The sequence below is a fragment of the Flagellimonas nanhaiensis genome, assembly GCF_003382275.1.
GTDB lineage: Bacteria > Bacteroidota > Bacteroidia > Flavobacteriales > Flavobacteriaceae > Flagellimonas > Flagellimonas nanhaiensis.
Window position 1 is genome coordinate 777,881 of sequence record NZ_QTJX01000001.1, and the last position, 16,506, is coordinate 794,386.

The following is a 16,506-nucleotide window of genomic DNA, read 5'->3' on the forward strand; positions in this document are numbered from 1 at the left end:
TAAACTTTAATCCATTTGAAAATGAAAAAAACACTTACAACCCTTCTCCTTTTACCCCTCTACCTTTTTATGTTCCTATGCTGTCTTTCGGCCCAAGCCCAATTGCATATTGACCTTGAGGTAGCCAATAAGACCAACGAGGTCTTTGGCCCGTTGGACAAAAGCAAGATTCCCCACAGCATGTTACTGGATTATGGCTACGATTTTGTGGACGTGACCAATTATGATGGCGTGCTGCGCGACAACAACTACATTGTCCCCTCCACATACCGGGATCTCTATAACAGTGTGGTCTCCATGCGCACCTCCTTAGTTGTGCCCGAACTGGTAGACCCTGTTGCCCTGGAGCAAGATTGGAAGAGCATGGCCAAGTCCCATGCTGCCAAGTTTGGCAAAAAGCCCTTTACCACGGCCATAACACTCAACGGATTGTATTACCACTACTCTCGTATTCGGCCTGATGCCTTGGACCTGGGACTTATTGAGGTAGTGGACGATAAGTACTATAAGGATGTATACGAAAATACCCAATGGAAAAACCCCTATGAAACCTTGGAAGTGTTTGCCATAACTTTGCCGCAGACCCGTATTAGCAGTTCCACCATATCCCTATTGTTGGAGGACACCGAATGGCGCACCAACCAGGCGACTTTAGTGCAGAGCTTTGAGGTGGATTTTGGGGATGGGGGCGGTTTTCATCCGTATGAACTGGGGGAAACTCTCGAACATCAATTTACCGAGGATGGGGATTATGTGTGGACCTTTCGGCTCAAACTTACCGACAATACCTTTAGGTATTGCCGCACTCCCGTAAAGATTACAGGAAAAGCCACCCGACAGACTTTGACGGCACGGAATCCGGCCTGCGTTGACGAGCCATGGGAAGAGACCATAACGGCTTCCAAAGCTTATATGGGGGTAAAAGGAGTGGCCAAGCTGCAAATAGCGCCCGCAAAAGAATGCAAAAAAATACACAAACCCTTGATTGTGGTAGAGGGTTTTGATACTGGACTATTATCAGAAATTGACAAAGTTGGAGATATGGATATTGGAACATTTCTTAAGGGAGTTGACAAGTCTGACAACGACAAACTTAAGGATTTGATTACAGAAGATACCGAAGAAAGTTTTGACATCATCTATGTCAATTGGGACAATGGTACGGACTGGTTGCAGCGCAATGCCTATGTGTTGGAGGAAGTAATACGTTGGGTGAACCAAACCAAGGAGAACGATGCAGCACCCAATGTCATCTTGGGTCAGAGCATGGGCGGGGTTTTGGCACGCTACGCCCTGCGGGATATGGAGAACAATAACGAGGACCATGATACCAGTTTGTACGTTAGTCACGATGCTCCGCACCAAGGGGCCCACGTACCACCAGGGGCACTGTACATGGTCCGTCATGTCCTCAACGAATTGATCACCACCCCGGTCGGTGATATTTTGGTGGCCATGGCAAGTGGGGAGGTACCGGTGCATGAAGCCAGAAAATTGATCGATCAGCCTGCAGTAAGGCAGCTTTTGATCAACTGGGTGGATGTAAATTACAAAATCAACAAGGAAGAGCACGAGGCTTGGCAAAATGAACTCAAGGCCATGGGCTATCCACAACAGACCCGAAATATAGCCCTCAGCAACGGCAGCCATTGTGCACAAACGTACGGCATACAGCCCGGCCAAACCTTGGCAAGGTTAAATGGCACAGGTTCTACAAAACTATTTGGTGATTTTATATCTTTTATTGCACCTGTTGTAGGTGGTTCTATTGGGGTCGCATTTGGGGATATCCCTACCATATTGCTTGGATTTTTACCAGGACAGGCCAAGCTCAAGACCGATTTTCATATCTGGGCCTTTCCAGGTGGAGAGGAAGGTTGGCTGTACAAGGGGTGGATTCAATATGAGAAAAAGAACCTTTGGGTGCTACCAATAACACGAACAATAACCAATAAGACCGTTACATTTCCAGGGGAGACACTGCGCTTGGATGATTTTCCTGGTGGGGCCATGCCTTTTATTGGCACTATAGATGAATTCGATGAATACGAAAGCAATGTTTTGGCAAGCTATAATCTTAGCCTTGAGACCACGCCAGACATTAATTTTATTCCCGTTACGAGTGCTTTGGATGTGGGCAGCGGTAATGCCCAATTGACGATTGCTGACTATTTGAACATATATTCCGTGGAAAGCCCACCTTCTCCAGATCTGGCCATTCCTTTTCACAATTATGCCACTACATATAACGTAACGGGACATAATGCGGAACACATTTCGTTCAATCGGCAAAATGGGGATTGGCTGGCCAATGAATTCAATAAGATGGCCACTTCGTTTGACTGCTCTTTTCTTTGCGAATCTTCAGAAATTGAGGGCAATAAACTGTTGTGCGAAGAGGAATTGTATTTTGTTGAAGTGAAGGGAGACACGGAGGTACAATGGAGCTCGAGCAACCCGGATGCTGCCATGCCCACGGACCCCAATAGTCCTGCGACATCTTTTATCACACCACCCAATAGCTTTAGCCAACAAATCACCATAACTGCAACCTTGACCTCTGAAGCCTGTGGGGGCGATCCCGTGGTGCTGGAAAAAGTGCTACAGGTGGGCAGGCCTTCGCAACCCTCAAATTTATATGGCCCAGAAGTGGTGCTGACCGGGGCTCTGGTGAGTTATTTTGGAGGGCCTGCTGTAGGGGCGGATAGCTACGAGTGGAGACTGCCCTATCCCTTTGATCGCGTTAACCAGTTTGATATTTTTGGAAACAATTGGCAAATAAAGAAGACCGCAACAAGTTATCAAAGTGCCCACGTCTTTACAGGATATGGCAAGGATAATGGTTATGTACAGCTTATGGGAATAAACGATTGTGGTGCGGGCCCGGCAAGATTACTCTGGGTAAAACACGCTGGCCCTGGAGATGGGGGAGGAGGAGGTGGAATTCCGATACAACCTGACACAGATTTAGACATTGTGCCCGGTACTTCCGATGAATCAGATGGGGTAATCATTTACCCAAACATAGCTTCTGAAGAGGTCAACATTGCCATAGCACCCCTTCAATCGCCTGATATTGAAGTACCGTCAAGGATTCTTGGTGTTACACTATATGCGCAATTACAACAAATCCCAAAAAAGAGCTTGACTTTTCAGTATCCAGGAGAGCTCTCGGTTACCGTAGATGTCAGGGATTTGACTACCGGGTACTATGCAGTGATCATTGAAACAAATTTGGGTCCAGTGTACAAAATCCTTCTGGTGGATTGAAAATGGATCATAATAAAAGGGAATCTAAACCCCGGTGTAATTCGCTGGGGTTATTTTTTTAAGTTCACTTTTGATGGTGTCCGACACTTCCAAAGTATCAATAAAGTCAGCAATGGATTTTTGGGTAATCTTCTCATTGGTACGGGTCAAGCCCTTTAGGGCTTCATACGGATTGGGATATCCTTCCCTGCGCAAAATGGTCTGTATGGCTTCGGCCACTACGGCCCAATTGTCCTCCAAATCCTGCTCAAACTTCTCCTGGTTCAAGACCAATTTGTTCAATCCCTTTAAGGTAGATTGAAATCCAACCAAAGTATGCGCAAAAGGAACGCCAACATTACGCAATACGGTACTGTCCGTAAGGTCACGCTGCAATCTGGAAATGGGGAGTTTAGCCGATAAATGCTCAAAAATGGCATTGGCCAGACCCAAATTCCCTTCAGAATTTTCAAAATCAATAGGATTTACCTTGTGCGGCATGGCCGAAGACCCAACTTCCCCTTTTTTGATTTTCTGCTTAAAGTAGTCCATGGAAATATAGGTCCAAACATCCCTATTGAAATCAATATAGATGGTATTGATACGTTTTAGACAGTCAAACAAAGCTGCCATGTGGTCATAATGCTCAATTTGAGTGGTTGGAAAAGAGTGGTGCAATCCCAATTTCTCTTGGACAAATTGTTTCCCGAAAGCTTTCCAATCATTTTCGGGATAAGCTACTTGATGGGCATTGTAGTTTCCTGTGGCACCTCCAAATTTGGCAGCACTGGGAATATCATTCAATAAATTGAATTGCTCTTTCAATCGCTCTACAAATACTTCAATTTCCTTACCCAATCGGGTAGGGGAGGCGGGTTGCCCATGAGTGCGTGCCAGCATAGGGATGTTCTCCCATTCCTTGGCCAATTCCTTCAATTTTTCAAAAACCCCAAAGTATAGCGGCACATACACATCGTTCATGGCCTCTTTAATGGATAAGGGAACAGCAGTATTGTTGATGTCCTGAGAAGTCAATCCAAAATGGATGAACTCCTTATATTTTTCCAATCCCAACGCATCAAATTGTTGTTTGATGAAATATTCCACTGCTTTTACATCGTGATTGGTAGTTTTTTCAATCTCTTTGATGGCTTTTGCGTCCTCGGCCGAAAAATCAGAATAAATCTTTTGAAGCTCTGGAAACTTAGTGGCATCAAAATCGGCTAACTGTGGAAGCGGAATCTCGCAAAGCGCAATGAAATATTCTATTTCAACAAGCACCCGATACTTAATCAGGGCCTCTTCAGAAAAATAATCCTTTAAAGCTTCGGTTTTACCTCTATATCGGCCATCGATGGGTGAAATGGCATTGAGTTCGGTTACGGACATTGTCATCAACAATTTTGAAAGCTTCAAAGATACTTAAACTCAAAGAGTTTAATGGCCTAATTTGGCCAGCTTGTCCAATGTTTTTTTAGCTCTATTTTGGTAACCAGCGGTTCCAGATGCAAAGGTATCTTCTAGGACCAACCTGAGTTCCAGGTGCACCCAGTCAAATTTTAGGCCTAAATAATAGAGACTGGTCATAGAAAACACCTTGGGCGCCATGTTCATAGGACTTATCAGCCAATCAAAACAAAGGGTCATGATTTTCTCCAATTGATCATCCGAAACATTCTTTACAAAAACAGGGTCTTTCTTTTTAAAGTAGGCTTCGGTCACCATTTCACATACATGCGCCAACGGACGAATACAGGATTCTGATTTCAACAGGGACAAACCTTTGATGAATTCATCAAAAATGGGTAATAGGTACACCAGCTTTTTTCTCATGAGATGGTCAAAGGTCCAGCTGGCATTGAACGTTCCCTCCTTGTCCTCCAACAAGATCTCATTAAAAAGAGCTTTTGTAAGCTCTGGTTGTAGGGTTAGCTCGCTTACCAGTAGGTCAACCTGCGCTTTGGAAATCCTCCCAGAACTAAGTGCGGCATGAAGTTGTGCTTCGGTCACAAAAGCTTATTTTTATTACAGATACGGGGATATGAAATTAGCAAAAAAAATAGGAATTATAGTGTTGGTCGTGTTAGTGGGAATACTATTTTATAGACCAGAAAAAACTTCTAATCGATTGGGCCAAACAGCTCAGATCTAACTATGAGATAGCTGACGAACAAGATTAGGCACTCCCTCCACGGCGGTCTCGGCAATCACCGTTAGATTGTAAAAATCCGAGGAATTAATGGTTGGTTTGGGGTCAACAAAGTAAATGGGTGTTTGTTGGGACACATAGTTGATTAATCCAGCGGCCGGATATACCTGCATGGAAGTACCTATAATGACCAAAATATCAGCCTGTTGAGTGATTTGCACTGCAGTTTCCATCATGGGGACCATTTCGCCAAACCACACTATGTGTGGCCTCAATTGATGCCCCTTTTCATCCAGATCACCAAGAACTAGGTCTTTTTTCCATTCCAGAATATGGTTTTCATTAACCGTGCTTCGCACTTTGAACAACTCGCCATGTAAGTGCACCACATGCCTGCTTCCCGCCTGTTCATGCAGGTTATCCACGTTTTGGGTAACAATGCTTACATCAAAATGACCTTCCAGGTCTACCAAGGCTCTATGTCCTTCGTTGGGAGATACTTCCAAAAGATGTCTCCGTCTTTGGTTATAAAATTCAAGTACCAATTCAGGATCTGCCGCAAAACCTTGAGGAGAGGCCACTTGCATAACATCATGCCCTTCCCAAAGACCATTTTCGTCCCTGAAGGTTTTTAAACCACTTTCGGCACTCATGCCTGCTCCGGTAAGTACAACTACTTTCTTTTTGCCCATCTATCAAAAATAGGAAATTCAAATTTCGCTATCTTGTCCTTAATATGTTTAATTACGATTTGTTGACATATTTGGAAGGCTTCCTAACAGAAGAGAGGAAACAACGTTTTGATGAAATATTAAAGAATCGTACTAAGCATCTCACCGTTGCCATTGAAGATGTATTCCAACTACATAATACCAGTGCTATCCTAAGAAGTTGCGATGCTTTCGGAGTTCAAGAAGTGCATGTTATCGAGGATCGATTTGAACAACGATTGGACAAGAATATTGCCATGGGAGCAGAGCAGTGGGTGGATGTGAATAGGTATGGAACTACCTCGGAATGTATATCCAAATTAAAGGATATGGGCTATAAGATCATGGCCACCACTCCGCATAACGATTCCAGGTTATTGTCCGATTTTGACCCAAACACCAAAACAGCCTTGTTTTTTGGGACTGAAAAAGAGGGATTAAGCGAAGAAGTGATGCAAAAAGCAGATGGTTTTCTTAAGATTCCCATGGTTGGTTTTTCGGAAAGCTTGAATGTCTCTGTTTCGGCCGCAATCATCATCCAAGAGCTGTCCCAAAAGGTTAGGAGCTCAAGAATTGATTGGCAATTATCAGACATTGAGGTACTTGAGAAAAGATTAGATTGGACCAAAAAATCCATCAAGGATGTGGAAGGAATTATCAGCAGATACCTCGCCGACTAAAGTTTTTGTATTTTTAGTTGTTAACCAATTCAAAAACAAATGATAATACTACTTTACATTCTAGTGGGCATTGTGGTGCTTATTCTCTTTTTAGCTCTTATTGCCCCGAAGACCTACGATGTTTCCAGGTCTATTGAGATTGGAAACTCCAAAAAGGCCGTTTTTGAGAATCTACGGTTCCTGAAAAACCAAGATCAATGGTCGCCCTGGAACAAGAAAGACCCCAATATGGAAAAGAAATTCACCGGCACGGATGGGGAAGTGGGAGCAACCAGCTATTGGAACGGCAATAAAGATGTTGGTGAAGGCGAGCAGGAAATCACCAAGATTGTGGATGGGGAGCGTATTGAGTCTGAACTCCGCTTTCTTAAACCTTGGAAGTCCATTTCAGATGCATATTTGGTCACTGAAGAAATTGATAAGGATAAAACCAAGGTAACCTGGGGGTTTTCCGGTAAGAACAAGTTCCCGTTTAGCATAATGATGCTGTTCATGAACATGGACAAAGCCGTGGGCAAGGATTTTGAGGAAGGCTTATCGAGTTTAAAGGAAATCTTGGAAAAATAAGATATGGAACAGAATATGGTGGGCTGGTTCGAGATTCCTGTAACGGATATGGATCGGGCCAAGGCATTTTATGACCAGGTTTTTCAAATAGAAATACAGGTTCAGGATTTTGCTGGAACACTAATGGGCTTTTTTCCATGGTCCGAAGGTAAAGCTGGTGCTTCAGGTTCGCTGATATTCCATTCGGAATATAGACCGAGCAATAATGATGGTGTACTCATCTATTTTTCAAGTGAGGACGTACAAATTGAGTTGGACCGAATTGTTGATAAAGGCGGAAAAATTCTAAAACCTAAAACCCAGATTAGTCCAGATGTGGGGTATATGGCCTTATTTGAGGATACAGAGGGGAACAGGGTAGCCCTGCATTCCAGGAAATAGTTTTAGTATTCAACAAAATAAAAACAGGCCCAAACTTGGGCCTGTTTTTATTTATGATTTCAACATCAAGTCCATTGGAGCAGAGTAATATCAACTATGGACAGGGCAGCCATTGCATTTGCACTTGCCTTCCTCGCACTTACAATCTCCATCTGATTTGCAAAGACACTCTCCCTTGTGGGCTTTGCACTCCTCACAGTTGCACTTACCTTTTTCGCACTTACATTCGCCATCCGCTTTGCAATTGCATTTTGAGGCGTGTCCTTTCTTGTGTTCTTTACATTTCTCGCAGTTGCACTTTCCTTTTTCACATTTGCATTCTCCATCTTTACCGCATTGACATTCTTTGGTGTGTCCAACAGCAGCAAGATCCATTTTGCAAATGGGGCAGGTCCCCTCGGATTCATAGACTTTGCCATCTTCGCAATCCATGGGGCATTGGTACTCAACTTTTGCCAACTCATCCGTAGCCTCTTTCTTTTGTTCTTTACAAGAAACCATTGCCACAAATAGTATGGCAAACAGAGGCATTAATTTAAAAAGCCTAGTTTTTTTCATTTTTTGGTACTTTATGTATTGTTTTGATTTTGGTTATTCTGCCAATTCAAGCAGAGCGATATCATAATTATTTTCTAGAATGACCTTGCCCTTGTTCACCGTAACCTCGGTTTGCGAATAGGTGTCATATAGTTTGGTTCCATCTCCAAAGAATCCTTTTACCCAAAGGGATTTTTTACCCTTGGGAAGGTCTAGTCCCACCACTACTTTGTCCTTGAACTCATCATCAACATAGGTTCTGGAGAAAACATAGGGTGATTTTCCCAGTCTTTTGTGCTTTCCGGCACCAACGGCTGGGTGGTTTCTTCTGAATTGACCTAATTTTTGCCAATGCTCATGAATTTTTTGAATCTCCGGTAGGCTATCCAGGTCTTTCCAGTTCATGAAGGAACGTAAGGTAGCATCACCTTCGGTTCCCTCTATGATCAAGCTTCTGGAAGTTTCATCTCCGTAATAGACTTGTGAAGCTCCAGGGGTCAACAAAAGTACATTGGCGGTACGGTACGGTTTTTTCCGCTCACTATCATAGGGCGCACCATCATCATGTGATGTAAGATAGTTTAGAATGCTCTGACCCTTCAATTTGGTATTGAGTAACTTGTTGTATTTCTTGAAGATGGTTTCATAGTTTTTGGTGGCATCTGATTTGAGTTCAAAATTGATTAGGCCATCCAACCCATAATTGAAAAAATCCACCTTCTTATCTCCAAAATCAAAATCCCTTCCTGAAGAAATACCATAGTTGTACACTTCACCAACCATATAGAAACCATTGTCATCAAGAATTTGGTTGGGATGCTTTTTCTTCCAGGTCTCAAAAGCATAATCTGCTTCCTTGCGAAGCTCTGACCAGGCATTTTCATTGACATGCTTTGCGGTATCCACCCTAAATCCATCTATGCCAAAGTCATGGACATAATCTGTTAACCATTTTATGATATAAAATCTTGGTGCCCTAGGATAGCCGGTACGTTCAAAAAACAAGTTCAATTCATCCAATTCCTGACTTAACCTGCCTTCTTCTTTCCATTTGGCCAAGAGGGCATCGGGAAGCTCTACGGGTTCGTCGGATTCTGTTAAGATATCCGGAAGGTTCTCAACCAAAGTACAAGCCGTTGTATTCTCGTAATTGGTGTATTGGCAGTTGGGTCCGGTCCTTACCCAGTCTTCTGGCCAAACAGGGTCCGTTTCAGTTACGGGACCGGTATGGTTAAGGACTACGTCCATTATGATTCGAATATTATTTGCATGCGCCGTTTTCACCAATGCGGCCAAATCTTTACGAGTACCAAAATTTGGGTCAATGGCTGTCCAATCTTTGGTCCAGTACCCATGGTATCCGTATGTATTTCCTGTACCTTCGTTTGTGGGCCCATGAATCTGTTCCACAATAGGGGAGAACCAGATGGCATTAATACCTAAATTGGTAAAATATCCGTCTTTTATCTTTTGTGTTATTCCTTGAAGGTCTCCACCTTCAAATCCCCTTAAAACAGCTGTCTCTTCGTTTCTTTCAAAGTTGATATCGTTTTCAAGATTCCCGTTATTGAAACGATCGGTGAGCATAAAATAAATATTGGCACTCTCCCAAACAAAAGGGGGGTCTTTCTTGAGAGTTTGCTCCGCAACTACTCGGGGTTCTTTCTTTTGTTTTTTTGGGGATTGCGTACAACTTGCAAAAATGGAGGTTATGCTAATTATAGCAAGTAGCTTTTTCATGAATTGGGATTTTGCCTAAAGCTATAAAATGAATACGTAAATCGGAAATTTATTTAGATGCCTTTATTTGAGGCAAGAGTTACCCTGAAACGGGTTATCTATTTGCGATTCAATACTTTGTATTCCTCGTAGCAGCTTGAGATGGCATCTAAAATTTGCAGGTCGTTGGCAGTGTTGATAAAGGAACGTGAGTAATTGCAGTTGTTGAGGATGTCCTCAATATCAACTTTTTCCAATTGAAGCAGTTCAGTGAGGGTCTCACGATCAAACTTTGACGCCAAAAGGTTCCGTATGTCATCGTCCTCCTTCATCTGCCGTAGTTTCCGCATTTGTTTTGGTTTTTTTCCAAAAAGATTCCGCAAGAGGTCGGCCGGGTTCAAGATTGCTCCCAGTACCTTGGTCACCGCACTTGGGCTTTTGCTTCCACCTTCATAACTTGTGGGCAGACCTGAAATACTGTACTGGTAGGCATTATTGATAGGTAAGTTTTTGACATCAATTTCCAAGTAGCCCGTAAGTTGATAAGGTCGCACAATTACTTCTTCCAAGGCATAGGCCAGTTCCGTCAAAGCGATTTCAGTATCCTCAAATTTGAACATATCGTTCGTTACCCGAACTTTTTGGGATTTAAAGCCTAAAAAAGAAAGGTAAAGGGTGTCATTAACTGTGGCACTGATGGTAAATTTTCCTTTTTGGTCCGTAATGGTACCCACTACTTTGTTTAGGTTGATTACGTGTACGCTAACCATCGGAAAACCGCTCTGCGCATTTACAACGGTGGCGGTAAGTTCCCCCACCACGGTATCATCTTCATTTTGAGCAACAATGGACAATGAAGAAAGGAAAAAAAGTAAAAGTAGTATTCTTCTCATGCAATCTTTGTAAGCATAAAAATACTAAACAAAGGAAAATAAACAGGAGTCCCTCACTTTTTAATACAGAATTAACTAATAAAAACCTGGACGTTTTTTGCCCCCCCTCTTTCCTGAGTTACCTTTTCTTCGTCCTTTAAAAGACCTGTTACTATCCCCTTTTCTGTGTCCTCGTTTTCGGTCTCTTTTTTTACCTCCCTTACCGCTGGCGGGCTTTTTGGAAACTTCCACATTGATAAAACGGCCGTCTACCTTAAAGTCCGTAAAAGTCTGAAGAACAAATTCTGTGAGTTGTGCATCTGTGTTAAAAAAGGAAAAGCTGTCCTTTGTGTCCACATTGAAGACATCTTCTTTTTCCAAGCTCAATGTATCCCGAAGAAAATCCTTGAGCGACATCCAATCGTAACCATCACGTTCCCCAACGTTGATAAAGTATCTCACAGAGCCGTTAGAAGAAGCTTCTCCTTTTGTGCCACGTTCTCTAGAGCCTTCCGAACTGTTAAGGTCTTTGGTTCGACTGTAGTAATTGTAAAACTGGGTAAATTCAACAGAAATAATTTTCTTGATGAGCTCATCTCGATCAATTCCTTCAAGCACATCGTTAATGGCAGGAAGGTAATTGTCTATCTCTGAATTGACTTCTGTTTCCTTGATTTTGTTGGCCAAATGATACAATTGGATTTCACAAATTTCGATTCCCGTAGGTATCTTTTTGGAAAGGAAATCCTGTTTGATTTTTTTCTCAATGGAATTGATTTTTCTCAACTCGGAGCGTGTTACAATAACCATGGAAACACCTGATTTTCCAGCCCTACCTGTTCTACCACTTCGGTGTGTGTAGGTTTCAATCTCATCTGGCAATTGGTAGTTGATGACATGGGTTATATCGTCTACATCGATTCCCCTTGCAGCAACATCTGTTGCTACCAACATCTGCACTTGTTTCTTTCGAAAGGCATTCATCACCAAGTCCCGCTGGTTTTGGCTAAGATCTCCGTGTAGGGCACCAGCATTGTAACCATCCTCAATAAGTTTCTCAGCTACCTTTTGGGTGTCACGTTTGGTCCTGCAGAAAACAACCGAAAAAATCCCAGGATTGGCATCCGCCAGTCTTTTAAGGGCGGGATAGCGGTCTCTGCCTCCAACTACATAGTATTCGTGTTGCACCGTAGTGGCACCAGCATTTTTGGTCCCTACTGTGATTTCAACAGGGTTGTGCATGAATTTTTTGGCAATGGTCGCAACTTCTTTGGGCATGGTTGCGGAAAAAAGCCAGGTAAATTTTTCTTCAGGTGTATTGGAAAGAATGTCCTTGATGTCTTCATAGAAGCCCATATTGAGCATTTCATCAGCTTCGTCCAACACACAAAAATCAATCTTTGAAATGTCCACCATCCTTCGACCGATCATATCCTTCATACGTCCCGGAGTGGCTACCACGATTTGAGCCCCCCGTTTTATCTGTTTTGCCTGTTCAGTGATGCTGGCACCACCATAAATGGCCACAACGTTCATTCCTTTTACGTATTTGGAATAGAGCTTGAGCTCATTGGTGATCTGAAGGCACAGCTCACGGGTAGGAGAAAGAATAAGACCTTGGGTGGTCCTGCTTTCTGCCTGTATTTTTTGAATCATTGGAAAACCGAACGCAGCAGTTTTTCCTGTCCCTGTTTGGGCCAGTGCTACCAAATCGGTGTCTTTTTCTAAAAGAACTGGGATAGATTTTTCTTGTACTTCTGAGGGGGATTCAAATCCGAGGTCGGAAATAGCATCCAATAGGGGTTGATCCAACCCCAGGGCTTCAAACTTAGTCATAAAGGTGTATTTAAATCGCAAATATGCTGTGTTGCAGTGAGCGATTTTTATACTACGCTTTAAGCTCTTGGCAACACGGTGCCCATACCGGCGGCATTAACAAAGCGGCAAAGGTACGTCAAATTTGGTCCCTGACGCTTATGTAGCAACATTTTTTAGAAAGTTGACAAGTTTTTGGATTGCCTTGCCTCTGTGGCTTATGGCATTTTTGGTTTCGGAGGGAAGCTCACCGAACGTCTTTTCGTATCCGAGAGGTTTAAAGATCGGATCATAGCCAAATCCGCCGTCACCATATCTTTTTTCGGTAATAGTACCCTCTACAATCCCGCTAAAAACATGACTTTCTCCTTGTAGATTCAAATGGATGGCCGTTTTAAAATGGGCGAGTCTATTTCTTTCATCTCGCATTTCACTCAACACTTTGGACATGTTGTCATTGTCGTTTTTTTCATGTCCAGCGTAGCGGGCAGAAAAAACTCCCGGTCTGCCATCAAGAACATCGATCAATAACCCGGTATCATCAGAAAAACAGTTGAATCCATAGTTTGTGGTAACAAAGTCAGCCTTCAACTTGGCATTTTCTTCCAAAGTGTTCCCAGTTTCCGGAATTTCTTCGGTACAACCAATATCCGTTAAAGATAACAGCTCTATTGATGATGGCAATAACTGCTGGACTTCCCTCAGTTTATGTGGATTGTGGGTGGCAAAAACGAGCTTCAAAATGGAAAAGATTCAAATGAGAGCCAAATGTAGTAATTTAGGGTACAACCTTTCAAGAATGCGAATCATGATACTGCCCCCAATCGTAATGCTGATTTTTGGCGTACTCATGTACGTTTTGGCCGAATTTCTCCCATTTGGGGATTTTGACTTTTTTGGTAGAAAGGAGTTTGCAGTTTTTTTGTTTGGCCTGGGAGTTCTGGTAATGTTTTTGGGCCTCCTTCAATTTATATTGGCCAGAACAACTACCAACCCCATCAACCTGAAGAAAACAAGCTTTTTAGTGAAGAAGGGAATTTATAAATATACCCGCAACCCCATGTATTTGGGAATGTTGTTGTTTCTTTTGGCTTTGGGCCTAAAGTTGGGCAATGCATTCAACACCCTTTTGGCCGTAGGTTTTGTATACTACATGAACCACTTTCAGATTAAATTTGAGGAGAAAGCGTTGGAAGAACTTTTTGGAAAGGAATACAGAACATATTGCAAGGAGACCCGACGCTGGTTTTAGTTCAATTTCCCTCCTTTTTTTCCATATTGATCTATTATTTAAAACATTTTTCAGCAGATTTTTGAAATATCCGCATTTATGGATTGATTTTGAAGGGTTCTAACTTTGAGGATGGAATTAATTTTTAATTTTAGGGCTTAATTTTTTGAAAAACCCATGGTGGAAGCTGGACGTAAGTATGTTTTTGATTTTGACAGTACCTTGACCCGGGTGGAGGCATTGGATGTTTTGGCAGAGATTACCCTTCAGGGCAGGTCAAATCGGGAACAGGTAATAGAGGAGATTCAGGAGATAACTAATCTTGGAATAGATGGGGATATCTCATTTACCGAATCGTTGGAGAAAAGAATAAAGCTCATCAAGGCCCATAAAGATGATTTGGGAGGACTTGTTGAGGAGCTTCGCCAAAAAATTTCAAAATCCATTGAGTCCAACAAGGAGTTTTTTCATGAATTTTCTGAGGATATTTATGTAATTTCATGTGGTTTCAAAGAATTCATAGATCCCATTGTAGAAGAGTATAACATTCCCAGCGATAGGGTATATGCCAATACCTTTAAGTTTGATGAAGAGGGAAATATTGTCGGATTTGACGAAACCAATGTGCTTGCAACCCACAATGGAAAGATAGAGTGCCTTAAAAACCTTGATTTGGATGGAGAAGTCCAGGTGATAGGCGATGGGTATAGCGACTATGTGATGCGGGAAGCTGGAATAGCCGATAAGTTTTTTGCGTATACTGAAAATGTACACCGTGAAAAAGCGGCTAACAACGCGGACCACGTAACACCTAATTTGGATGAATTTCTTTTTGTGAACGATTTACCAAGGAAAATATCGTACCCTAAGAACAGGATTAAGATTCTGTTACTTGAAAATGTGCATCCAGATGCGTTTGAGAATCTTTCCAACGACGGATTTTCTGTGGAGCTGGTAAAACATAGTTTATCCGAAGATGAACTCATTGAGCGTATCAAGGGGGTTCATGTACTCGGAATTCGTTCCAAGACCCAGGTGACCCAGAAAGTGCTGGATGCAGCCAATAAATTGTTGGTAATTGGAGCTTTTTGCATCGGTACAACACAAATTGATCTTGAATACAGCAAAAAGAAGGGCGTTGTGGTTTTCAATGCCCCTTATAGCAATACAAGGTCGGTGGTGGAATTGGCCATAGGCCAGATAATCATGTTGATGCGTAGCATTTTTCCCCGCAGTTCCGAAATCCATGAAGGAAAATGGAACAAGACCGCTATAAACTCCCGAGAGGTAAGAGGAAAGAATTTAGGTATTGTCGGTTATGGCAACATAGGTAAGCAGCTATCTGTTTTGGCAGAGGCTATTGGAATGCGGGTCTACTATTATGATGTTATGGACCGATTGGCATTGGGGAACGCTGTAAGGTGCAACACCTTGGAGGATTTATTGTCCGTGTCCGATGTGGTCAGTCTTCATGTGGATGATAACAAGGCCAATAAGAATTTTATCGGTGAGCGAGAGATCAATCAAATGAAGGATGGGGCAATTCTCATCAATCTCTCCAGAGGTTTTGTTGTGGACATTGCTGCTATGGCCAATGCACTTAAAAGTGGAAAATTGGGAGGGGCTGCCGTAGATGTTTACCCTTCTGAACCTAGGAGCAACGGTAATTTTGTTACGGACCTTCAGGGAATTCCCAATGTAATCCTTACACCTCATATTGGAGGGAGCACGGAAGAGGCACAACGAGATATTGCCGGGTTTGTTCCCAATAAGATCATGGATTATATCAATTCCGGGAATACAGTTGATGCAGTCAACTTCCCCAATATTAGGTTGCCCAAACAGAACAATGCGCACCGCTTTTTACATATCCATAAAAATGTACCAGGTATTATGGCAAAGATCAACAAGGTTTTGGCCGAATATGAAATGAACATTACCGGACAATACTTGTCAACAGACAGCGAAGTAGGTTATGTTATTTCCGATTTGGATAAGGATTATAACAAAGAAGTGGTCAAGGCGCTTAAAAGTGTTGAAAACACCATCAAATTTAGGGTGCTCTACTAAAATCACCTATGGTGATAAGGCTCATTCCTAAGGATTGTGAATCCGCGATATAGTTGCTCTACGAGGAACAAACGGACCATCTGATGCGAGAAGGTCATTTTGGAGAGACTTATTTTTTCATTACCTCTTTTGTAAACAGCTTCACTAAAACCGTAGGGTCCGCCGATTACCATGACCAAGTTTTTAATGCCGCTGTTCATTTTCTTTTGAAGGAATTGTGAAAAATCTTCCGAGGAGAACTGCTTTCCTTTTTCATCCAATAGGACCAAAACATCAGAAGGTTGCAACTGGCCCAAAATAAGTTCGCCCTCTTTTTCCTTTTGTTGCGCCTCGGATAGGTTTTTACTGTTTTTGAGGTCAGGAATAATCTGAAACTTGAATTTGATGTAATGCCTTAATCGATTCTCGTAGACAGAAATAAGTCGTTCAAGGTCAGTACTGTCGGTTTTTCCAATGGCAATCAAGGTAATCTGCATGCTCAAAAATAAATGTTTCAGGGCGAACAATAACCATATAAAATTCATGG

At 42.4% G+C, this 16,506-nt stretch carries 15 protein-coding genes and 1 pseudogene; 6 read left to right on the plus strand and 10 right to left on the minus strand.

Annotated features, from left to right (window positions below; genetic code table 11):
- The first annotated feature begins 21 nt into the window (after positions 1–21).
- Complete coding sequence (locus DX873_RS18805; RefSeq protein WP_181899423.1) at positions 22–3,270, plus strand: T9SS type A sorting domain-containing protein; 3,249 nt, start codon at positions 22–24, stop codon at positions 3,268–3,270.
- A 24-nt stretch (positions 3,271–3,294) separates the two neighbouring features.
- Here DX873_RS18805 and purB read toward each other — a convergent pair whose 3' ends face one another.
- The 3 genes from purB to DX873_RS03600 all read right to left on the minus strand — a co-directional run bounded on the left by purB (position 3,295) and on the right by DX873_RS03600 (position 6,090).
- Positions 3,295–4,638: an adenylosuccinate lyase gene (gene purB, locus DX873_RS03590; protein ID WP_116183145.1), complete on the minus strand. Its 1,344-nt coding sequence runs from the start codon at positions 4,636–4,638 to the stop codon at positions 3,295–3,297.
- 48 nt (positions 4,639–4,686) lie between these two features.
- A complete protein-coding gene (locus DX873_RS03595) occupies positions 4,687–5,259 on the minus strand; it encodes a hypothetical protein (RefSeq protein ID WP_116183146.1) in 573 nt (190 codons plus the stop codon).
- Positions 5,260–5,397: 138 nt separating this feature from the next.
- Positions 5,398–6,090, minus strand: a complete 693-nt coding sequence (locus DX873_RS03600) for an SIR2 family NAD-dependent protein deacylase (RefSeq protein ID WP_116183147.1) — start codon at positions 6,088–6,090, stop codon at positions 5,398–5,400.
- 44 nt (positions 6,091–6,134) lie between these two features.
- Between DX873_RS03600 and DX873_RS03605 the strand changes: the two genes are divergently transcribed.
- Genes DX873_RS03605 through DX873_RS03615 form a run of 3 tightly spaced genes read left to right on the plus strand, consistent with a single transcriptional unit; the run spans position 6,135 to position 7,736 of the window.
- Complete coding sequence (locus DX873_RS03605; protein ID WP_116183148.1) at positions 6,135–6,788, plus strand: TrmH family RNA methyltransferase; 654 nt, start codon at positions 6,135–6,137, stop codon at positions 6,786–6,788.
- A gap of 39 nt (positions 6,789–6,827) precedes the next feature.
- Positions 6,828–7,355 (plus strand): SRPBCC family protein, encoded by a 528-nt coding sequence (locus DX873_RS03610; protein ID WP_116183149.1) that lies wholly within the window; start codon positions 6,828–6,830, stop codon positions 7,353–7,355.
- Between the two features lie 3 nt (positions 7,356–7,358).
- Positions 7,359–7,736, plus strand: a complete 378-nt coding sequence (locus tag DX873_RS03615; protein ID WP_116183150.1) for a VOC family protein — start codon at positions 7,359–7,361, stop codon at positions 7,734–7,736.
- A 65-nt stretch (positions 7,737–7,801) separates the two neighbouring features.
- On the opposite strand, the gene DX873_RS18810 is transcribed toward DX873_RS03615, so the two are convergent.
- The 6 genes and pseudogenes from DX873_RS18810 to DX873_RS03640 form a co-directional block, all read right to left on the minus strand.
- Complete coding sequence (locus DX873_RS18810; protein ID WP_181899424.1) at positions 7,802–8,095, minus strand: hypothetical protein; 294 nt, start codon at positions 8,093–8,095, stop codon at positions 7,802–7,804.
- 13 nt (positions 8,096–8,108) lie between these two features.
- A pseudogene (locus DX873_RS19135) lies at positions 8,109–8,294 on the minus strand (heavy metal-binding domain-containing protein); the annotation flags it as partial.
- Between the two features lie 33 nt (positions 8,295–8,327).
- Complete coding sequence (locus DX873_RS03625) at positions 8,328–10,013, minus strand: alpha-amylase family glycosyl hydrolase (RefSeq protein ID WP_116183152.1); 1,686 nt, start codon at positions 10,011–10,013, stop codon at positions 8,328–8,330.
- Positions 10,014–10,111: 98 nt separating this feature from the next.
- A complete protein-coding gene (locus tag DX873_RS03630; RefSeq protein WP_116183153.1) occupies positions 10,112–10,885 on the minus strand; it encodes a carboxypeptidase-like regulatory domain-containing protein in 774 nt (257 codons plus the stop codon).
- Positions 10,886–10,960: 75 nt separating this feature from the next.
- Positions 10,961–12,700 carry a DEAD/DEAH box helicase gene (locus DX873_RS03635; RefSeq protein WP_116183154.1) on the minus strand — a complete coding sequence of 580 codons (1,740 nt, stop codon included), beginning with the start codon at positions 12,698–12,700 and terminating at the stop codon, positions 10,961–10,963.
- A 138-nt stretch (positions 12,701–12,838) separates the two neighbouring features.
- Positions 12,839–13,420, minus strand: a complete 582-nt coding sequence (locus tag DX873_RS03640; protein WP_116183155.1) for a non-canonical purine NTP diphosphatase — start codon at positions 13,418–13,420, stop codon at positions 12,839–12,841.
- Between the two features lies 1 nt (position 13,421).
- On the opposite strand from DX873_RS03640, the gene DX873_RS03645 reads away from it, so the two are divergent.
- Together DX873_RS03645 and serA are read left to right on the plus strand one after the other, a co-directional pair.
- Positions 13,422–13,931, plus strand: a complete 510-nt coding sequence (locus tag DX873_RS03645; protein WP_232520844.1) for a methyltransferase family protein — start codon at positions 13,422–13,424, stop codon at positions 13,929–13,931.
- Positions 13,932–14,087: 156 nt separating this feature from the next.
- Positions 14,088–15,980, plus strand: a complete 1,893-nt coding sequence (gene serA, locus DX873_RS03650) for a phosphoglycerate dehydrogenase (RefSeq protein ID WP_116183156.1) — start codon at positions 14,088–14,090, stop codon at positions 15,978–15,980.
- A 2-nt stretch (positions 15,981–15,982) separates the two neighbouring features.
- Here the strand turns inward: serA and rlmH are convergent, their stop codons facing one another.
- A complete protein-coding gene (gene rlmH / locus DX873_RS03655; protein WP_116183157.1) occupies positions 15,983–16,456 on the minus strand; it encodes a 23S rRNA (pseudouridine(1915)-N(3))-methyltransferase RlmH in 474 nt (157 codons plus the stop codon).
- Positions 16,457–16,506: the final 50 nt, after the last annotated feature.